The sequence below is a fragment of the Campylobacter concisus genome, from assembly GCF_015229965.1.
Lineage (GTDB): Bacteria > Campylobacterota > Campylobacteria > Campylobacterales > Campylobacteraceae > Campylobacter_A > Campylobacter_A concisus_BD.
In genome coordinates this window covers 1-20,806 of sequence record NZ_JAAKZB010000029.1, presented here as the reverse complement: position 1 = coordinate 20,806, position 20,806 = coordinate 1, and the positions used below count along the sequence as shown (strand labels likewise).

The following is a 20,806-nucleotide window of genomic DNA, read 5'->3' as shown; positions in this document are numbered from 1 at the left end:
CCATTGTTTATTCTGTTTAAAACCTTATTTTTAGTTATAATTTTGCAAATTTTTTTTAAGGTTTATTATGAAATGTAATATCGTCTTATCTGGAGAAAATTTAATAGACTACCAAGCATTTAATCTATTTTTCTCAAAAAAGGCTAGAAAACAGTATTTTATAAATGTTTTTATGATTTTTACGGAGGCTATTATAGCTGGATTTGTCGCTGATATGCTTTTAAAAACCAAAATTTTTACTATTATCGGCGTCATTTTTGCTATTTTTTGGATCATTTTTTATCCAATTTTTTTAAAAAATAGACGAAAATCGGTGCTAAAAAGCTTAGAAATTTCAGACTTTAAAAAGGAGATGATCTTTGAAGTAGATGAGAAAAATTTGGCATTTTACGAAAATGAGCCAAAAGAAAATGAAATTTTTGACATAAAAGATGTAAGTGAAATTTACGAGCTTAAAAATATCTTTGTCATCTTTATAAATGAAAAAATCCACCTTGTCTTGCCAAAAAATAAAGAGACCTCAGAGCTAGTAAAAGCGCTTATAAAAGAGAGCAAAAAAGAGCTACTACTTTTTGAAAATTTAGACTACAAAAGTGTTATGAGCTAAGCTTGTAAATTTGCAAGCTTAGATGTGATCAAGCGTGCTTCTTATGAGCTCTTCAAAGTCTTTAGCGTTCATCGGCTTACCCCAGAAATAACCTTGTATCTCATCGCAGCCTAGCTCTCTTAAAATTTCAAGCTGAGTTTCATCCTCAACACCCTCAGCGATCGTCTTTAGCTCGATATTTTTAGCTAGAGTTATAACGCTTTTTACAACGTCTCTATCGATCTCATTTATAGCGATGTTATCAACTAACTCTTTTGCGATCTTTAGCCTATCTAGTGGATACTTTTTGATGTAGTTCATCGATGAAAAGCCAGTGCCAAAGTCATCGATCGAGATGCTCATGCCTTTATCTGAAAATTTCTTTAAGACTGTTTGCATGATCTCTTCGGCATTGACGAGGCTTGCCTCTGTAAGCTCGATATCAACGCACTTTGGATCCATGCCAAATTCTTCGACATAGCCAAAGATATCCGATGCAAAATTTACATTATCAACCTGTTTTGGCGAGATATTGATGCCAACTTTTAGGTTGATGCCATACTTTTTGTTCCAGTAGCTCATCTGCCTTATGGCCTCTTTTGCCACCCATATTCCTATTGTATTTATGATAGAGCTTTGCTCAGCAACTGGGATAAATTTAGCCGGACTTACAAACCCTTTTACCGGAGAGTTCCACCTTATAAGAGCCTCAGCGCCTATTATCTTTTTACCATTTAGTAGATACTGCGGCTGGAAATTTAGGCTAAATTCCTCATCAAAATTCATAGAATTTAGCAAAATTTCTATGTAGTTTTTCTCCTGAATGATCTCTTTTATATCATCATAAAAGACATATTTTGTATTGACATCTCTTTTGGCTGCGTCAAGTGCGGCTCCAGCTTGCATGATGAGATCATCAGCTAAAATTTCGCTTGTTTGCGTTGAGCTAACGCCAACCTTTGCTCCAAGAGCTATCTTATAGTCGCCAACTGAGATTTGCTCGGCTATGATGTTTAGCAGGTAGTATAAAAATTCCCTATAATGCCCCTCATTTTTTTGCTTTAAAACTATCATAAAGTCATCACCGCCAAACCTTGAGATGATAGCACCTTCTGGCAAGATAGCTTTGATATTTTTAGAAAGTTTTAAAAGCACCTCATCGCCCACGTAGTGACCGTATGAATCGTTTATAGCTTTAAAGTGGTTGATGTCGATGCTATAAATATCTATCTTTTCACCAAGTGCTTTGGTCTTTATCATCTCTGATAGTTTGCTTAAAAATGACTGTCTATTTAAAAGCCCAGTGAGTGAGTCAAATTCGCTAAGCTGCCTTAAGCGCTCGTTTTTCTCTTCAAGCTCTCTTAGACTATCTTTGATCTCTTCATCTAGTTTAGCGATGATATGCCTTTCAGATCTAGCTAGATCCCTCATAGCAACTGTGCTTGAGATACTATAGATTAGCGCTGCATAGGCTAGCAAAACCATAAGTAGAAAGACTATCCATACAGAGTAAATTTTATCTGTATTAGCAGCTCCCAAAAAAAGTAGAGAGATGAAAAGCAAGGTGACAAATTTATATATAAGCGCCCTTGTATAGTCTTTTCTGTAGCTTCTTATCTTGATATTTGCCTCGTTTTCCTTTAGGTGCAAGCAAGCTACAAATATAATAAAAAATGCAACTTTAAAGAAAAACTCGTAATGAACATTTGTACCGCTATGCGTCAAATAGGCCTTTGACGAGTAGTATGCATCGCAAATGCAAATGATAAGCAAGGCTAATAGATATAAAAGTAGGCTAACTCTTTTATAGCTAAAAATTGGTTTTTTTGATACAAAATTTAGTGAAAATGCGACAACAAAGACAAAGCAAAAGATAAAAATATCCATTATGATGTATGAAAGGCTAGTCACGAATTCTTTATTAAGCACCACTGCTAGACTTCTATCAAAAACTACAAACCAAAAAAAACTAACCGTAATAAGCATCAAAGCAAGCGCATCTACCACGACTTGCTGCCATATCACTCTTTTTAAAATTCTTGCAAAAAAAGCAATAGCAGATACAAGAAACATAAAAAATGGGATCAAATATAAAATTTGCATAAGATCCGTGCGGGAGATGTTTCCTGGCATAAGAAGCGATCTATCATAAAGCAATAAAAGGATATCAGCCAGCGCCCAGCTCGCGATAGCTAAAAATATATAGGTCCAGTATGAGTTTAAATTTCTACTACTTTTTAGCAAAAAGAACAAAAACAAGGCGATCACTACATCAGTGCCGACCGATATAGCCGTCAGATAAAGCTGATCACCCAGATAAATAGCAAAAAAATAAGCAATAATCAGGGCAAATATAAATAAAAACGATCCTCTATGAAAATTTGTCACTCTATCAAGCACGGCCACTCTCCGCTTCCTGGGCTAGCTTTTGCCACCTTTGCCACTCGCCGCTATCATCGACGTCGTTGCCGATAGCCTCGTACCTAGCGTAGAAATGCTCAACAAATTTCTTGCACTCTTCATCTTTTGGCAGATAGCTCTGCTCATCTTTTTGGCAAAATTTCTCCAAAAACGTGCTCGCATCAGCTTTTTTAGCGTATGTTTGCGCTAGGTCGTAATAGTTTTGCAAACAAATTTCTTTAAATTTAGCGTAGGCTTGTTCGCTCATATCCACGCTTAGTTTGCCATCAAATTTAAGCACTCCAGCCCTAAAAAGCAAGCTAAGATGTATGAGCCCCTCGCAGTAATAAGCCCTAACTTCATCGACCTTTCGCCACGCAATAAGCCCAACCGCACGGGCTATTAGCTCATGAAAGACGGCCATTTTATACTCCGCCTCTTCGTGCAAAAAGAAATTTACTAGCCCACCAGTAGTCGCCTTATACTCTTCTATAAATTTAAAAACGCCACTTTTATTCATGCTCATCTCAGTATCAAGTCCGATAAAGAGGATGTGCCCAAACTCATGACCGATCGTTGAAATTTCATATACTTTTTTCCAAATTTTTGGCTTTAAAAATAAAATCTCTCTACCAAAATCCAAAAATTCCTTGCTAAAAATTTCAGCCCCAAGCTTCATAAAAGGCTTTGCCTTTGCACCCTCATAGACGTGATTTACAAAGGCAAAAATTTTCTTGCCGCATTTTGCGCTCACACTCTCGTCATTTGGCACGACTTGAGCGCTAAAAAGTCCGTTTAGCTCGGCTCCATAATAAATCATCGGCACGCTTATATAAAGCTGCGTTCTAGCGATATTTTCGCTAACTGCTCTGTTTGTCGCGGCGTTATCAAATTTGATCTTTTCGCAAACGCTTTTGTAAGTTTTTGTCACTTTTTCTTTAAATTTAAGCTCGTCAATGCCCTCGCTATCAACCAGCCTGATGTCCCACTCAAGTGCGACTGCGTGCGTGTAGGCATCCTCGTAGTACTCCAGCGGATGGCCTGGCTGAAGTGCGCCTTTTACATCCATCCACGCTATCTCAGCCTCTTGCCAAGCGTTTATCACTTTAGTGTTATCCTCTTCGCAAAAGGCATTTTGCAGCTTTTCAAGGTATTTTACATAAGATTTTTGCTCGTCATTTTGGGCTAAATTTCTTAAAATTTCAAGATTTTTTACAAATACTTTTTTAAGCTCTCTAACCTCATCTTTAAAGGCAAGCGCGTAAGGCAAAAAGCTAAATTTCTCGCCCTCTTTGCAAACTGCGCCATACGTTCTATCAGCCCTAACGCCGTTACTATCACACTGAAATAAGCCGTTTTTAGTGATAAACTCATTTGCCTCGCCTAAATCTTTAAATTTAGCTTCAAACTCCTTATTTGTGGTGTCTATTATCTTTTCTTGCCATGAAATTTGCCACGCATTTAGACTAAGCCCAAGCTCGTGCATAGCCTCTACAAAGGCTTGAAAAAACGGGTCTAAAATTTGCTCATCTTTTGCTTTTTTTATAAGCTGGGCGTGTAAATTTTCATATAAATTTCTAACGTAGCCATAGATCAAATTTAGCACGCGTTTTTGCTCGTCCTCGCCTAAATTTAGCTTTTTTAGCTCATTTTGAAGTGGATCAACTTTAAGATCAACTATCCTTCTTGCAAGGGCTAGTTTTTGGCTCGGCGTGCCAGCAAGGCCGCAAATTTTCACAGCATCAGCTATGATCTTGTCATCTAAATTTTTATAAATAGCGTTTAGCTTGGATTTTTGCTCTTTTGTAAGTTCATTTAGTCTTTTAAAATCATTCATCTTTTCATCCCTTAAAGTTGCAGGATTTTAGCATAAAGCCATTAAAATTTGCTACAATTTACCAAAAATTTAAAATCTAAAAGGCAAAAAATGGACATTTTAAAGGATTTTGGCGAGCCACGCATCAAGCAAGTGATGCTACCAAAAGATACAAACTCAGCTGGCAATATCTTTGGCGGCTGGATAATGAGTCAGATCGACCTTGCAGGTGCTCAGGCTGCTAGAGAAATTTCGCCTGAGCGAGTTGTGACAATTTCGATGAAAGAGATCATATTTAAGCAACCAGTCTTTGTTGGTGACGTACTAAGCTGCTACGCAAAGATCATCGCAGTTGGCAAAACATCGATAACAACGCAGATAGAAGTGACTGCACTTAGACTAAATGATGGCGGTTTTAGAGAGACTATACACGTCACAAGTGCGACTGCGACCTACGTCAGTGTGACAAAAGACGGGCACAAAAAACCGATAGATGAGAAGATAAAAGAGCTTCACGGCTTTTAAATTTGGTTGCGATTTATGCAGCCAAACCCTTAAATTTATCACTATTTTTAAAAGAATTTGAAAAAAATTGACTTCAAAAAAGATAAATTTCAACTTATTTAAATGCTTTATAAAGTAAAATCAGCCCTTACACTTTTTTGGGAGAAAGATGAAAAAATCACGCTTAGGGCTTTTACAAACGCATATTTTAGATATCTTAACACAAGATGAGCTGGAGAAATTTGAGTTTAAAGAGCTGCCAAAGACAAGCACGATCTACACCGAAGATATCGAGATCATCATTTTAAAAAGCGGCTCAGCAAAGCTCTCATTTTTTGAAGATGGCGAGGAATTTATCCTTTATCATTTAGAAAAAAATAACATCGCCATACTCGATGACAACTGCGCATTTGAAGTGCTTGAAGATGCCCAAATTTACGTCATTAGACTGGATAAAATAGGTGAAATTTTACATAATCCAAAAGCTGCAAGCGAGATCCTAACAACCACTCTAAACACCATCATCGTGCAGCGCCAAATCACAAAGTCGATACTTTTTGAGGACGCAAAGGGCAGGATCGCAAATTTCTTGATCGAGCTTGCAAATGAGCAAGATCTAAAACAAAATGGCTACCAATATGTGTTTTTGCCGTTTTCTCTAAAAGTGCTATCAAGCTTTGTTGGTCTCAAGCGCCAAAGCGCCTCAACAGCCTTTAATGAGCTTATCAAAGACGACATCATCAGAAAGATCACACCGCACGAATTTCTCATCATCGACCACGAAAAACTTGAAAGTTACACGAATTAAAAAGCTTTTACGCCCTATCTTTAAATTTAGCCAGCCTATCTCGAAGCTCTTTTGAAAGTGTAAATTGCGAAAGCTCATATCTGTCAAAAATGACGATCATATCATCGCCAAGCGCTTGCACTAGGCCAAAACACGCATCTCTATCGAGGCGATTTTTTCTAAATTTAACACTTAGCGCATCGACTTTTTTCTTATCGCCAAAACTCTTAATGGCGATCTCATCGATATCTTTGAAGAAAAATTTGATATTTTTTGAGCCTTTTGTGATGACAAAACCATCATCATCTATCTCAAAAAAGTTGTTTTGCAAGATCTTTCTCACGCAAAAAAAGGTTGAAATGGCGCCCACAACGAGCCCAAAAAGAGAGGGCGTGCCAAGATCAAGATAAAAGTAGCTAGCGACGCTAAAGACAAAGAGTCCAAGCCCAAAGGCTAGCGCCCAAAAAACATCTTTTTTACTCTCTTTGGTTATCATTTTTGCCCTTTTATGCCAAAAGCCCAGCGCCATTTATCGCTTGGCTGCGCTCTTTGGCGTAAATTCTCTCGCCATTTATCACATCATATTTCCAGATCGGCGCATTTGCCTTAAAGTCCTCGACAAACTCGTTTATAAGCCTTAGCGCGACCTTTCTTTGAGGGCTTACTACACCTGCTACATAAGAGCTCGTATGCACTGGCACATCGCCTTTTGAGTGAGCAAAGAGCACGTAGGCATTTTCTTTTTTGGCTCGCTCTTGCCAAGCCTCTAGCCATTTTTTAAGGATCGGCTCATAGATATCAAAGCTAAGCGCTGAAATACCGCCCTCTTCTCTTACTATGCCTACAAAAGTGATGAGCGCGCCGCAGTTTTTATCTTTAAATTTCTCATACCACTCATTTGTGATGCTTTGAACGTCCAAGCTACCATTATAAATTTGCATCTTAGCCTCCACAAACTGGTGGTAATATAGAAATTTTATCGCCTGATTTAAGAGCGAAATTTATATCACTTACGATCTCGTCATTTACAGCCACTGCGCAGATATTTAGCCACTTTTTAAGCTCTTCTTTCTCGCTTAAAGCCGCTTTTACCTCGCCTAAATTTTTTGCTTCTACTTTTATACTCTCAAGCCCTATAGGCCCAAGAAATTCGATCTCTACCACATTTTATCCTTTGAAATTTTTGCTGATTTTACTTAAAAATAAATTTAGATATACTTATTTGAAAATTTACAAAAGAGATAGAAGATGAACGAAATTTTAAAAAGCATAAAAACCCCAGCCTACGTCTGCGAAGAGGCCAAAGTACGTAAAAATTTGGAGCTTTTAAAGTATGTAAAAGAGCAAAGTGGAGCTAAAATTTTAGTGGCTCTTAAGGGTTTTGCATTTAGCGGAGTGATGGATATGGTGGGCTCATATCTTGACGGAGCGACTTGCAGCGGGCTTCATGAGGCAAAATTTGCAAGCGAATACATAAAAGGCGAGATCCACACGTATAGCCCAGCCTTTAAAGATGAGGATTTTTATGAAATTTTAAAAATTTCAAAGCACATCACATTTAACTCTTTTGCTCAGTGGCAAAAATTTAAGAGTATTGCCCTGCAAAATGGCGTCATCTGCGGCCTGCGGGTCAATCCAGAGGTTTCGCTAGCGCCAACTGATAGCTACAACCCATGCGGTAAATTTAGCAGGCTTGGCATCACGAGAGCAAATTTTAAGCCAGAGCTTCTTGATGGCATCACGGGGCTTCATTTTCACGCGCTTTGCGAGGAGAGTGCGAGCAGCTTGCAGGTCGTGCTGGAGGCGTTTGAGGAGAAATTTGGCGAGTTTATCCCAAAGATGAAGTGGATAAATATGGGCGGCGGCCACCACATCACGAGGGCTGATTACGACGTGGAGCTGCTTATAAAAATAATTAGGCGCTTTCGCGAAAAATACGGCGTAGAGGTCTATCTGGAGCCAGGCGAAGCCGTGGGCTGGCAGACTGGCTTTTTGATAAGCAGCGTGCTTGACATCGTGCACAACGAGAAAGATATCGCCATCCTTGATACCTCAGCCGAGGCGCACATGCCAGATACCGTGCTCATGCCTTACCGCCCAGCCGTTAGAGGCGAGAGTGAAAACGGCAAATTTGCTTATAGATTTGGCGGCAATACCTGCCTAGCTGGCGATATAGTGGGGCTTGAAGCGGGCAACGCGGAGTATAAATTTGATAGCGAGCTACAAATTGGCGACCGCGTCATATTTGAAGATCAAATTCACTATACCATCGTGAAAAATACAACATTTAACGGTATAAAACTGCCTGATCTGCTGCTTTTAAAAGAAAATGGCGAGATAAAGATGATCCGTGAATTTGGATACGAAGAGTATAGACGCAGAAACTAGGCTGAGTTTTCTGAAGGTAAATTTGGCTTTTAAATTTAGGTCAAATTTATCTGGCTTGCAGATTTTGCCAAAATGGCTTTGAGTTGCATAAATTTAAATTCTAAAACTTTTCTGACTTTGCTTTTGTATGAAAAGATGGGTTGAATTTAATTTCTACAAAGTTTATCTTGAAACTATTTTTTAAAATTTAAACTTGCTAAATTTGGCAAATTTGCAGCTAGTTTTATGAGCTACTTTAAATTTAATATCAGTAAATTTACTTCCATTAAAGATATTTTGTTTTGGTTTTTAATAAATTTAGCCGTTAAATTTAGCAAATTTGCAAATAGCTTGAGAGCCACCTTAAATTTAATACCCATAAATTTTGGCAAATTTATCTATCTTTGAGCTTTTTTGCCAGTTGTATTCGGTCTCGTTTGCGATCTTTTGGGCTAGCTCTTTGCCAAAATGATCACTGATAAAGCCAAGCGCCATATCCATGCCAGCAGCCACGCCTGAAGCTGTGTAAAATTTACCTGCCCTCACCCACCTAGCGCGCTCTTGCCATTTTACAGCCTTGCCGCAACTTTTTACCCACTCAAGCGATCTTTTATTTGAAGTAGCCTTTAGTCCGTCAAGCTCTCCAGTGCGAGCGATGAGCGCCGAGCCAGTGCATACACTTAGGCAAAATTTAGATGCCAAAACGCACTCTTTAAGCTTTAAGATAAACTCACTATCATTTACAAGCGCCCTTGTGCCCTGACCTCCAGGGAGTAGCAAAACGCTCTCTTTTGGCATCTTGCTAAGCTTTTTGGTTTTTATAAGAAAGCCTTGCTTGCTTCTTTTCATCCCGCCATCAAACGAAACATAGCTTATCTTCATCTCAGGCACCCTTGCTAAAAACTCCACCGGCCCCATAAGATCAAGCGTCTCGTAGTCATCAAATATAAGGCAAAAAAGATCCATGTCACAGCCTTTTTAGCTAAATTTTGGCTTTATTTTAGCTAAATTTGAAAATAAAGATTATCAAAAATAAACAAAACTTAAATATTTTTTATAAAAATTTTAGTAATCTTTTTTGCTAAGGTTTGCTTGTGATTAGCTCTGATATAATAGCCACAAAACGGCATAGCTGTGTGATTTTAGCATATTTAACCAAAGCTTAAATCATTTAAGCTTTGGCAAATAAAGGAATAAAATGACGAGAATTCTTACTCTACTTTTTACATTGTCCGTTGCGGCAATGGCCATTGAAGGACCAACTGGCGTCAATCAATTTGACAGCACCATTTGGGCAGCACAGAGGATAGAAAATATCAAGCCTTATGAGCATAGCTGGGGCCCGATATTTACTTTTATACAAGGCAACGACTACTTCGCGATAGCTGCACTTTCTATCATTTTAGCTGTTATCGGCGCGTTCGTGCTACACTTCTTGATCATCGGACCAAAACACTTTAGTCACGATGGTAAAAAAGTATTTGCGTTTTCACTGATCGAACGTATAGCTCACGGCTTAGCTGCGATCTCTTGGATCATCTTAGTGCCAACTGGTATCATCATCATGTGGGGTGCAGAGCTAGGTGGCGGTACATTTGTGCGTTTCTGTAGATACTTGCACGAGATAGCAACTGTGATCTTTGCTATTTCTGTGCTACCGATGCTATTTAGCTGGACAAAAAGAATGCTCCCAGCAGTATACGACATCAGATGGATGATGATAGTTGGTGGTTATCTATCAAAGAAGAAAAGACCAGTCCCAGCTGGTAAATTTAACGCTGGTCAAAAAGCATGGTATTGGATCGCTATCCCTGGTGGTATTGTGATGATAATCACAGGTGCGATTATGTATTTTCAAGACTTCAAAGAGCCAGCAGTCGCTACTTGGCTTGGCATATCACAGATCGAGCTTTTAAGATATAGCGTCGTTATCCACAACTGCCTTGGCATCGTCTGTGCAGTGTTTTTCTTAGTTCATATCTATATGGCTGCGATCGCTATACATGGCGCTATCTGGTCAATGGTCACTGGATACAAAGAAGAAGAAGAGGTCTATGTACTTCACCACTACTGGTATCAAGAGCTTGTTAAGAAAAACAAGATCCCAGTATCTGACTACGAAAAATCTTACACAAATTTAAAATAACTAGCCTTGACCTTGCGACTTACGCAGGGTCAAACTCACTTTTATAGCAAATTTCACAGCACAAATCCTTTTAAAAAATTAATATTTTTTAGCTATAATCCAAAATCAGTTTCAAGGTTTGAAATACTAATCACAAAGGAAAAACAATGACAAGAACAATTGATTGTAGAAATTTAGAGTGCCCAAAACCAGTCATCATGACTAAAAACGCACTTGAGGGTTTAAATGAGGGAGAGAGCCTAGAGATCATCGTAAATGCCCTAGCTCCAAAAGAAAATATCTCAAGATTTTTGAAAAATCAAAATATAGAATTTAGCCTAGAAAGCAACGGCAATGAGACTAAAATTCTAGCCATCAAAGGCAAAAGCGCACTTGAGCTTACAAATTTTGACGAATTTGTCTGCGACATAACACCAAAAAATGAAAAAGTGCTCTATCTAAACGAAGAGCGCGCAGGTAGCGGCGAAGTTGGTATAAATTTACTATCAAAATTCCTAGGCGCACTTCTTCAAGTAGAGAAAAAACCAAAGATAATCATCTGCGTAAATAACGCCGTTAAGATGACGACAAACCGCTCACATCCAAGCTTTAAACCGTTTAAAGATCTTGAAGCTGCTGGCGTTCAAATTTTAAGCTGCGGAAGCTGCTTGGAGGCTTATAAACTAGTAAGCGATCTTGCAGTTGGCGAAATTTCAAACGCTTATGAGATCATCGACATACTCTCAACTCACGAGCAAATCAAACTATGATCTATCACGACAAAAAGCTTACGCAGTTCGTTAAAGCCGCTGGCTGAGCTGCTAAGCTTGACCCGTCGGGTCTTCACAAAACGATTAGTAGTTTAAATTTATCTCATCCAAACCTGCTCTCTAGCATCGGCTCAAACGAAGACGCGAGCGTTTTTAAGCTCTCAGACGATCTTGCACTTGTTCAGACGCTTGACTTTATCACACCAGTAGTCAATGACCCATTTATCTACGGTCAGATCGCTGCTGCAAATAGCCTAAGCGACGTCTTTGCTATGGGCGGCGAGGTGATAAACGCTCTAAACATCGTGGGCTTTGATAGCTGCAACCTTGCACCTGAAATTTTAGGCGAAATTTTGCAAGGAGGAGCCGATAAAGTAAGAGAGTGTGGCGGTGTCATCGTTGGCGGACACACGATAGAGACGCAGCAGATGTATTATGGGCTAAGCGCGACTGGCAAGGTGAGCCCACAAAATTTCTGGGCAAACAACACAGCAGAAGTTGGCAATGTTTTGATCCTTACAAAGCCTCTTGGCAGCGGTATCTTAAGCACAGCGATCAAGGCTGATCTACTAAGCATGGAGCAAATAAATGAGGTCGCAGGCATCATGGCTCAGCTAAATTTCTACGCTCTAAAAGCACTAAGTGGCATCAAAGTTTATGCTGCTACCGATGTGACTGGATTTGGATTTTTAGGGCATTTAAGCGAGATGTTAAACGACAAGATCAGCTTTAACGTCTTTGAAAAAGATGTGCCAGTGATCGCAAGTGCGAAAGAGTTTGCCGATATGGGCATCATCCCAGAGGGAAGCTACAAAAACCGCGAATTTGCGAAGCATTTTGTGAGCAAAGAGGCTGATATCGTGCTTTTTGACGCGCAAACTTCTGGCGGACTTTTGCTAGCCGTTAGCGAAAATGAGGCAAATTTAGCTCTAAAGCGCCTAAGAGAGGTTGGCTATGAGCACTCAGCCATCATCGCAGAGGCGATACAAAAAGGCGAGTTTGATATATTTTTAAACTAACTCTAGGCTAAATTTAGCCTATTTTAAGGCCAGCTAAAGTCTGGCTAAATTTCTTTTAATTTACCTAGTCGCTTTATAATGTCAAGAAATTTAACAAAGGAGATATGATGAACTATCTTGAAATTTTAAAATTTCGTCACGCTTGCAAAATTTTTGATGAGAGCAAAAAGATAGGCGCTGGCGAATTTGACTTTATCTTGGAGGCTGGCAGGCTAAGCCCAAGCTCAACTGGGCTTGAGCAGTGGGACTTTTTGGTCGTGCAAAACAAAGAGCTTAGAGAGAAGATAAAAGCTGTTTCGTGGAACCAAGTGCAAATCACCTCTTGCTCGCATTTGGTTGTCATCTTAGCTAAGATCAAAGAGATAAAATTTGGCAGCAACTACGTTGATAAAATGATCGCTAGAAGGGCTGATAAAGACCCTGAAGCTATCGCTGCGAGGCAGAAATTTTATCACGACTTTTTGCTATCAAATTTCAAAAATGACGACGAGCTAACATTTCAGTGGTCGCACGAGCAGTGCATGATAGCTGCAACAAATATGATGAACGCAGCCGCTAGTCTTGACATAGATAGCTGCCCGATAGAAGGCTTTGACAGACACGCTTTAAATGAAATTTTAGGTCTTGATGAGAGCGAAAAAAGAGTGGCTATCGTAGTGCCATTTGGCTACCGCCTAAATCCACAACCTGAAAAACTACGCAGACAAAGAGCTGAAGTAGTTACTTGGATCTACTAAGTCACGGGGCAAAAAGCCCTGTGATCTCTTTAAATTTAAACAAAAAGGCATTTTATAAGCTAAAAAAAGTAAATTTGCGTTAAAATCATGGCTAGTTTTAAAAAGCGAGGCTTAAATTTAATGCAAAAAAATAGCGCTAAACCAGTTTTGCAGATTTTTAAGAGGTTCTATGTAAAGATAGCACTACTTCTTTTTGCCTTCATCTTTCTTGCACTTTTTGTCATATTTGCTGGCATAAACGATATAAAATATGAAATTTCAACGCTAAATTTAATCACTAGAAACAATATCGTGAGTACATTTGTAGAGGTAAAAGACAATATCACCACAAAGGCAAGACTCATAGCAAACGGCGTAGAGCCATTTTATGAAGATACTGTTGTAAGTAAATTCTACGCCGCTTTTTACGTGATAGCAAAAGACAACTCCTTGCTTTATGAGCGTAAATTTGAGGGCGCTTTTGAGCTACACGACTACGATATCTCATGGTTTTCAGATATAAAAGCAGGCGAGTTTAGGCTCTCTGATAGATTTTATAAAAATAGACGCTTTAAAGATATCTACATAGCTTACGGGCTAAAAAATGGCAATAAAATTCTCGTTCAGCTAAATCAAAATCTTTTAAAAAACAAGGTCGATACAGGTTACAATAAAAACCTTGCCGCATACGTCTTTTTGGTCGATAAAGACGGCAACCTCTCAAGAGATGAGTTTTATAGAAAATTTATAAAAGAGGACTTTAACAAATACATCTCGCAAGGTGGCGAGTTTAAAACTGACAAGATCATTTTTATACTAAAGGATATGAATTTTTACAAGATCAGCTACCTAGAGGAGCAAAAGCTATTTGTCATAACAGGCTCTAGCAGGCAAGCACAGATCTTTATCCAGCTAGTTCTAGTCGTGCTTTCGTTCTTGTGTTTTGTCGCATTTAGCATACTTTGGCTACGTGATAACTCATATATAAAAGATAAAATTCTCTCTCCATTTACCAGGATCGCTCTTTTTGCGGCAGATAAAAGTAGGCTGGCTGATGAAGAATTTGACATAAAAGAATTTATCTCACTAAATAACAGCATCAAAAAACTCTACGAAGATAGAGATAAAGCTTACGAGACGGCACAAAGCTACGAGAGTAGATTTGGCTATGTATTTGAAAAGAGCTTTTTAAAGATCGTGGTCTATGACGCTTATACTGGCGTCATCACGGACATTAGCAACGCTCTTTTAGAAAATCTAGGCTACAAAAAAGACGACGTAGCAGATCTAAATATCAAAGAGCTACTTGAAGATGAGTCTAAAAATTTAGCAGAAGATAGAGAAAACGCTATCAATAATGATCTATCGTATGAAGCTAAGCTAAGACGTAAAAATGGCGAGATAATCGATGTTTTAGCAACACAAAGTAGCTTTGAGCTAGAAAGCACAAGGCTAAATTTCATACTCATAAAAGATATCACTCAAGAAAAGATGACGCAAAGAAATGACGATATCATCAAAAGCTACGTCTTTTTATCGCCAAATGTCATTGCTATCGCTTCGGCACAAGAGCCATTTTTGATCATCCAAAGCACAAACAATGTCGAGAGAATTTTTAATGTCCAAAGCCAAGGTCTCATAAATTTAGAAGATATCATCGCAAGCGAGGACTTTGATAGCTTTAAAGCTGCTGTGCTAGCAAGTAAAAAAGCCTTTTTACAAGCAAGCTTTAAAAATGAAGAGCTAAATTTCATAGCAAATATGACAAACGCTTACGGCAAGAAAATTCCATTTAAGATAAAGGCTAAATTTATCGATGCAGAAGGGCAAAAGGTCATCTACTCATTTACCGATCTTAGTGATATGCTAAAGCTTCAAGAGAGATTTGAAAAACAAAGCAAAGAGAGCAAGGCGCTGCTTTGGGCGAGTGAGGCAAATGTCTTTACTTGGGATAAAAGAAGTGATATGCTCAACATCTCAGACGAGCTAAGTAAAATTCTTGGCACGCAAAGCACTCTAAATTTCGAGCAAGCAAAGTCGGTCTTTGTCGATGAGTTTGATAGTTTTTATAGCTTTTTTGAGAGCTTAAGAGATGCTCAAACATACATCAAAGATATCAAGCTTTACAGCATAGATAAAGAAATTTTACACTTTAGACTAAGGGCAAAAGCGCTTGAATACGACGAATTTGGCGAAGTAAGCTTGATAAAAGGCACATTAAGAGACCTTAGCCTAGAAGATAGCTTCTTTGTCTGCCAAGACCTGCTTGCAAAAATTTTCTCATTTAGCAAAGAAGAGGTCGTCTTGCTTGATGAAGAGATGAGAGTAATTGATGCAAATGATGCATTTTTTGAAAGTGCGGGCGCAAAAGATAGCGTATATCTAAAAGATATCACCTTTATAAAGCAAGGCTTAAGCGATATAAAACACCAGATCATAGAGACCATAAACCAAGGTGGCTCGTGGAGTGGCAAGGTTTGGAGTGAAAATAATAAAAACAAAAGCAAGCTTGAAGTCATAGAAATTTTACCGCTTATCGACGCGAACGAGAAAAAAACTGGCTACATCATGCTCGCAATGCTTGCAAATAACGAAGCACAAAATGAAAAATATCTAGAATTTATCGCATATCACGATCCGCTTACAAAGCTACCAAATAGATTTTTACTCTACAACAAGTTAAATTCTCTCATACAAAAAAATGAACAAAAAATAGCCGTCATCTACCTTGATATGGATGATTTTAAGAGCATAAACGACAACTTCGGCCACCAAATAGGCGATAAATTTTTAGTAGCTATCTCTGAAAAGATAGGCGCTATGTTTAATGGCAAAAATATCTTTGCAAGGATAGGCGGAGATGAGTTTGTAGGCGTCATAAACTACGAAAATTTAGGCGAAGTCTATGAGATAGCGCAAAATATGCTAAGGCTAGCTTCAGATGAAGTAAAGATAGACGAGCTAAAACTAAAAGCAAGCGCTAGCGTAGGCATAGCCTTGGCTGATAGTGAGCTTGGGGCTGATGATGTGCTACAAAGAGCCGACTGGGCGATGTATCAAGCCAAGATAAGTGGCAAAAACAGAAGCTATACATTTGATGCGAAAAAAGATGTCTATTTTAAGAGCCAATACGAAGATGGCTCAAAAATTTTAAAAGCGCTTGACGCTGGTGAGATGTTTTTAGAATTTCAACCAGAGATCAGCTTTAGCACTGGCGAGACTTTAAGTTTTGAAGCGCTGATTAGATGGAGAAAAGATGGCGAGATCATCTATCCAAGCGACTTTTTACCACTTATAAAGACAAGTAGCGCATCGAGTAATATCGCTTTATTTACGATAAAAGAGGCGCTTTTAGCAAGAAAAATGTGGCTAGAAAATGGTATAAGCGCAAAGGTTCGCGTAAATTTAAGCGTTAAAAAGCTCTTTACAGAAGAATTTTGGCATAAATTTAAAGCGATATTTGACGAGGATAAAAGCCTTGATCCAACTGGGCTTATCATCGATGTTATCGACGCTGCAACAGCTACAAATTTAGAAGTTTTAGAAATTTATGTTAGAAAGTATAAAGAGCTTGGCATACACTTCTCGCTTGATGATTTTGCCTCATACTCAAGCTCGATCGAAGCTCTTGGTATGCTAAAGACAAACCGCTTTAATATAGACAATAAATTTTGCAAGCATATCTTTAGCTCAAAAGAGGCGCTTGAGAGCATAAATATGATAAGGTTTGTGGCTGATAAATTTGGACTAAATGCGACTATAAAAAATATAGATGACAAAAGAACGCTTGAGTTTTTACTTGGTCTTGGTTTTGATAAATTTCAAGGTAACATTTTCTCATTGGCGCTTTTGGCAAAAGATGCTGCTTTGTTTAAATTCGAAAGACCATATCTACACATAAAAGACTATAAAAATAACGAAAATTTCGAGCTTTTCAAAGGCTTAGTCGTGCTAAAAGAGCTTGCAAACGAAGTGATAGCAAATTTAAATCAAGACGACAAACTAACACAAAGCCTAAAACAAAAAATAGAAGACGAGATAAAAAATATAGGTAAATTTAATCAAGAAATTTCTATAAATTTAAGCAAACTAGCAAGCAGTAGCGACAGTGGCGAACTCTATAATCTAGCCGTGTCCATCATCAAAGAGTGCGATATAAATTTAGGTTTTAGTAAGGAGATAAGAGTTGAGTGATGTAAATGTTTATGAGCACGAGATCCCAAACGGAAGCAAACTTTACTTTGCAAAAAGTGCAAAACTAAAGAGAAAAATCGAGCAAAAAGCGAGTGAAATTTTAGAAGATGAAGGTTTTAGCGAGATCGTAACGCCGTTTTTTTCGTATCATCAACATCTAAGCGTGGATGCGACAAACCTTCTGCGCTTTAGCGACAGTCTAAACCACGAGATAAGCCTAAGGGCTGATAGCACGGTTGATACCGTTAGGATCGTACTTAGAAGGCTTAAGGCAAATGAGCCAAAGAGGTGGTTTTACATACAGCCAGTCTTTCGCTACCCAAGCCAAGAAATTTATCAAATAGGCGCTGAGCTTATCGGCGAAAACGACATTTTAAAGAGTATAAATATCGTAGCAAAGCTCTTTAGCGAGCTTGAGATCGGCGCTTGTTTGCAGCTTAGCAACATGCAAATCCCAAGGATAATTTGCGAAATTTTAAACTTAGAGATAGAAATTTTTGAAAACTCATGGCTAGAAAAAATTTTAGCCCAAAACGTGCCGTGGCTTAGCAAACTAGCCCTTTTAAAGGACGCTAGCGAGCTTGATGAGATAGTAAATTTAGTCCCTGACAAGCTAAAAGGGGCGCTAAAAAATTTACAAAGCGTAGCCAAATCACTAGAATATAAAAATTTAAGAATAGTTCCGCTATATTACTCAAAAATGAGATATTATGATAGTTTATTTTTTAGATTTTTAAAAGACAACGCCATCTTAGCAAGTGGCGGAAACTATGAAATAGACGATATTTCAAGCAGTGGGTTCGCTGTTTATACAGATGCATTGATAGAAGAAAAAATTAATTTAAGGAAGTAAGAATGAGAAAGGCTGATTTAGTAGTTGGTGTTCAATGGGGTGATGAGGGCAAAGGCAAGATAGTTGATATGCTAGGACTAAACTATGACATGATTTGTCGCTCTCAAGGTGGCCACAACGCTGGTCATACGATCTGGGTCGATGGCGTAAGATACGCACTTCACCTTGTCCCAAGCGGAATTTTACACAAAAATATCATAAATATCATCGGCAACGGCGTCGTTGTCTCTCCAGAGGTGCTCATCACTGAGATGGCGCAATTTGACAACTTAGAGGGCAGACTTTATATAAGCGACAAAGCACACTTAAATTTAAGTTACCACAGCCAAGTCGATCAAGCAAAAGAGCGCTTAAAAGGCGAAAAAGCGATCGGAACAACTGGCAAAGGTATCGGACCAACATACGCAGACAAGATAAGCAGAAGCGGCCACAGAGTTGGCGAGCTACTTGAGCCAGAGCGCTTATGCGATGCTTTGATGCATGATTTTGAAACAAACAAACCAGTATTTGACGCTCTTGGCGTAAAGATACCTGAAGAAAATGAGCTACTTGAAGAGCTCAAAAGATATAAAGAGGTGCTTGCTCCATTTATCGCAAACACTACAAATTTAGTTTGGAAAGCGCTTGATGAAGATAAAAAAGTCCTACTTGAAGGCGCTCAGGGCACACTTTTAGACATCGATCACGGCACATATCCTTATGTAACTAGCTCAAATACCATAAGCGCTGGCGCTTGCACAGGCCTTGGACTAAATCCAAAAGAGATAGGCAAGGTAATAGGTATCATCAAAGCATATACAACTCGCGTAGGACACGGGCCTTTCCCAACTGAAGACAAAGGTACAAGCGGCGATAAGATGTGCGAGATCGGTAAAGAATTTGGCACAACAACAGGCCGCCGCAGACGTTGTGGCTGGTTTGACGCAGTAAGCGTAAAATACGCTTCAAGGCTTGATGGCGTCGATACTTATGCGCTTATGAAGCTTGACGTGCTTGATGGCTTTGAAGTGGTAAAAATTTGCAAAGCATATCAATATAACGGCGAGACGATCGACTACGTGCCAACAGATCTTGAAAATGCAACGCCTATTTATGAGGAGCTTGCAGGCTGGGACAGCGTAAAGGGCATCAGCAAATACGAAGACCTGCCAGCAACCGCAAGAGCATATATCGAGCGTATCGAGGAGCTAACTGGCGTGAAGGTTGGCTATATCTCAACAAGCCCTGAAAGAAGCGATACGATCATTAGATGAAAAGTAAATTTACCTCCGTCGTCCGCGTCAAAAAGCAGGAGATGGATAAGGTAGAGGCTAAGCTCGTCGTTGCTAGGCTAAATGTAAGAAATGTTGAAGAAAAAATAGCACTCTTAAGGGCCAAGCTTAATGAGTTTAGCCTGCCAAAAAGTGGCAACATAGGCGAGCTAAGAGAAAATTTAGAGCTCATAAATATAGCAAGAGCCGAGCTAAGTGCCTGCAAAGAGAGCTTAGAGATAGCAAGAAAAGAGGTCTTGCACTACGAGCACAAATATAAAAATGCAAATTTAGAGTATGAAAAGATGAAATATCTAGAAAAAGAAGAATTTAAAAAAGAGATAAAACGCATACAAAAGGCTGAAGCGCTTGCTCTTGATGAGTTTGCGGTTATGAAATTTGCAGCCAAAAGCGAGGCGTGATGAGAGCTGTTTTACTCTTTTTTATGGTCATAAATTTTGCATTTTGCTTTGAAGTACCGGTTGATTGCACTCAGATCTTTGAAGCTAGAAAAGAGGAAATTTCAAAGGAGCTTGAGGTCATCGACGAGCAACGCCAAGCCCTAGAGGTATTTCGAGCAAGCTCGGCTGCTGCTTATGAAGAGAACAACAAAAAGCTCGCCAAAAAAGAGGCTGACCTGAATGCGACGATGAAAGTGATCGAGCAAAAACGCAAAGAGATCGACGAAGTTGTCGCTAAAAATGAGAAAATTTTAAAAGAGCTTCGCACGATGACGACTGATAAAGTCAATGAATCCTACGCCAAAATGAAAGATGGCGCAGCAGCAGAAGTGCTCTCACAAATGCCTAGATCAAACGCAGCCACCATACTTTACGCCCTTGATGCAAAAAAGATATCAACCATCATGGCTAAGATGGATCCAAAGGTTGCCTCTGAAGTGACTGCGCTACTTCAAAAAGGCCCTCCATTTGTAGATGAAAAGGGCGATATGCCTGCTCCAGCTGGAAGCATAAATATGCAGTAAATTTAATTTACTGCCAATCTAAAAAACTAAATTTAACTGATAAATTTAACCTATTTGCTCACCCGTCTCTGATTTTCACCCCTGCTCTTGTTGTATAAATTTAGTGACGATCTACTTTTTACACACAGAGGCATAAGCGGCCCAGCGATACTAAACGCTTCACTCTTTTGGCAAAAGGGGCGAATTTGCATAAATTTTTTGCCTAAATTTAATGAGAAAAATTTAGTAAATGGTAAAAAGCAGCTTAGCTCAGTTTTGCCTTTGCCAAAGAGATTTGTGCTGGAGTTTTTAAGAAATTTTGGTTTAAAAGATAGAGCTTATTATGAATTTAGTGATGATGAAAAGAGTATCATAAAAAGGCTTTTTGCTTATGAATTTGCCCCAGCTGGGACATTTGGATTTGAAAGGGCTGAAGTTACAAAAGGTGGCGTAAA

Annotated in this window: 19 protein-coding genes and 1 pseudogene; 14 read left to right on the top strand and 6 right to left on the bottom strand. The window is 38.9% G+C overall.

All coding sequences use genetic code 11. From position 1 onward, the window contains the following. The first annotated feature begins 67 nt into the window (after positions 1-67). Positions 68-607: a hypothetical protein gene (locus G6W43_RS09700; RefSeq protein ID WP_103617239.1), complete on the top strand. Its 540-nt coding sequence runs from the start codon at positions 68-70 to the stop codon at positions 605-607. 18 nt (positions 608-625) lie between these two features. Here G6W43_RS09700 and G6W43_RS09695 read toward each other — a convergent pair whose 3' ends face one another. Next, positions 626-2,992, bottom strand: a complete 2,367-nt coding sequence (locus G6W43_RS09695; protein ID WP_342672238.1) for a bifunctional diguanylate cyclase/phosphodiesterase — start codon at positions 2,990-2,992, stop codon at positions 626-628. After that, on the bottom strand, positions 2,979-4,823 hold the full coding sequence (ciaB, locus tag G6W43_RS09690; protein ID WP_194169699.1) for an invasion protein CiaB: 1,845 nt from the start codon (positions 4,821-4,823) through the stop codon (positions 2,979-2,981). The genes G6W43_RS09695 and ciaB overlap by 14 nt, the downstream gene beginning before the upstream one ends. A gap of 90 nt (positions 4,824-4,913) precedes the next feature. Between ciaB and G6W43_RS09685 the strand changes: the two genes are divergently transcribed. Next, complete coding sequence (locus G6W43_RS09685) at positions 4,914-5,327, top strand: acyl-CoA thioesterase (protein ID WP_009295346.1); 414 nt, start codon at positions 4,914-4,916, stop codon at positions 5,325-5,327. Between the two features lie 148 nt (positions 5,328-5,475). Beyond that, on the top strand, positions 5,476-6,114 hold the full coding sequence (locus G6W43_RS09680) for a Crp/Fnr family transcriptional regulator (protein WP_103609245.1): 639 nt from the start codon (positions 5,476-5,478) through the stop codon (positions 6,112-6,114). Between the two features lie 7 nt (positions 6,115-6,121). Here the strand turns inward: G6W43_RS09680 and G6W43_RS09675 are convergent, their stop codons facing one another. From G6W43_RS09675 to G6W43_RS09665, 3 genes are read right to left on the bottom strand one after another with little or no spacing between them, the layout of a single operon-like run. After that, positions 6,122-6,589: a molybdate transport repressor gene (locus tag G6W43_RS09675; RefSeq protein ID WP_194169698.1), complete on the bottom strand. Its 468-nt coding sequence runs from the start codon at positions 6,587-6,589 to the stop codon at positions 6,122-6,124. Between the two features lie 10 nt (positions 6,590-6,599). Continuing rightward, positions 6,600-7,034, bottom strand: coding sequence for a molybdopterin synthase catalytic subunit (locus tag G6W43_RS09670; RefSeq protein WP_194169697.1), 435 nt, complete (start codon positions 7,032-7,034; stop codon positions 6,600-6,602). A 1-nt stretch (position 7,035) separates the two neighbouring features. After that, positions 7,036-7,257 (bottom strand): MoaD/ThiS family protein, encoded by a 222-nt coding sequence (locus tag G6W43_RS09665; RefSeq protein WP_002941462.1) that lies wholly within the window; start codon positions 7,255-7,257, stop codon positions 7,036-7,038. An 84-nt stretch (positions 7,258-7,341) separates the two neighbouring features. On the opposite strand from G6W43_RS09665, the gene nspC reads away from it, so the two are divergent. Then, on the top strand, positions 7,342-8,481 hold the full coding sequence (gene nspC / locus G6W43_RS09660) for a carboxynorspermidine decarboxylase (RefSeq protein WP_194169696.1): 1,140 nt from the start codon (positions 7,342-7,344) through the stop codon (positions 8,479-8,481). Positions 8,482-8,829: 348 nt separating this feature from the next. On the opposite strand, the gene G6W43_RS09655 is transcribed toward nspC, so the two are convergent. Beyond that, positions 8,830-9,426, bottom strand: coding sequence for a DJ-1/PfpI family protein (locus tag G6W43_RS09655; RefSeq protein ID WP_194169695.1), 597 nt, complete (start codon positions 9,424-9,426; stop codon positions 8,830-8,832). A 232-nt stretch (positions 9,427-9,658) separates the two neighbouring features. On the opposite strand from G6W43_RS09655, the gene G6W43_RS09650 reads away from it, so the two are divergent. From G6W43_RS09650 to G6W43_RS09605, 10 genes and pseudogenes are all read left to right on the top strand, one after another. Next, positions 9,659-10,606 carry a formate dehydrogenase subunit gamma gene (locus G6W43_RS09650; protein WP_194169694.1) on the top strand — a complete coding sequence of 316 codons (948 nt, stop codon included), beginning with the start codon at positions 9,659-9,661 and terminating at the stop codon, positions 10,604-10,606. A 146-nt stretch (positions 10,607-10,752) separates the two neighbouring features. Continuing rightward, positions 10,753-11,355 (top strand): sulfurtransferase-like selenium metabolism protein YedF, encoded by a 603-nt coding sequence (yedF, locus tag G6W43_RS09645; RefSeq protein ID WP_194169693.1) that lies wholly within the window; start codon positions 10,753-10,755, stop codon positions 11,353-11,355. Further along, on the top strand, positions 11,352-12,374 hold the full coding sequence (selD, locus tag G6W43_RS09640) for a selenide, water dikinase SelD (RefSeq protein ID WP_194169692.1): 1,023 nt from the start codon (positions 11,352-11,354) through the stop codon (positions 12,372-12,374). Before yedF ends, selD begins: the two co-directional genes overlap by 4 nt. A 107-nt stretch (positions 12,375-12,481) precedes the next feature. After that, positions 12,482-13,111, top strand: coding sequence for an NAD(P)H-dependent oxidoreductase (locus tag G6W43_RS09635; RefSeq protein WP_194169691.1), 630 nt, complete (start codon positions 12,482-12,484; stop codon positions 13,109-13,111). 120 nt (positions 13,112-13,231) lie between these two features. After that, positions 13,232-17,284 carry a diguanylate cyclase domain-containing protein gene (locus tag G6W43_RS09630; RefSeq protein WP_242047665.1) on the top strand — a complete coding sequence of 1,351 codons (4,053 nt, stop codon included), beginning with the start codon at positions 13,232-13,234 and terminating at the stop codon, positions 17,282-17,284. After that, the gene (locus tag G6W43_RS09625) at positions 17,277-18,137 is read left to right on the top strand and encodes an ATP phosphoribosyltransferase regulatory subunit (RefSeq protein ID WP_103639080.1); all 861 of its coding nucleotides are present in this window, start codon (positions 17,277-17,279) and stop codon (positions 18,135-18,137) included. Before G6W43_RS09630 ends, G6W43_RS09625 begins: the two co-directional genes overlap by 8 nt. Positions 18,138-18,139: 2 nt before the next feature. Beyond that, a complete protein-coding gene (locus G6W43_RS09620; protein ID WP_194169689.1) occupies positions 18,140-19,390 on the top strand; it encodes an adenylosuccinate synthase in 1,251 nt (416 codons plus the stop codon). After that, a complete protein-coding gene (locus G6W43_RS09615; RefSeq protein ID WP_194169688.1) occupies positions 19,387-19,809 on the top strand; it encodes a flagellar export protein FliJ in 423 nt (140 codons plus the stop codon). The genes G6W43_RS09620 and G6W43_RS09615 overlap by 4 nt, the downstream gene beginning before the upstream one ends. Continuing rightward, positions 19,809-20,372 carry a MotE family protein gene (locus G6W43_RS09610; protein WP_009295375.1) on the top strand — a complete coding sequence of 188 codons (564 nt, stop codon included), beginning with the start codon at positions 19,809-19,811 and terminating at the stop codon, positions 20,370-20,372. Before G6W43_RS09615 ends, G6W43_RS09610 begins: the two co-directional genes overlap by 1 nt. A 90-nt stretch (positions 20,373-20,462) precedes the next feature. After that, positions 20,463-20,806 (top strand): annotated as a pseudogene (locus G6W43_RS09605) (NAD(P)/FAD-dependent oxidoreductase); the annotation flags it as partial.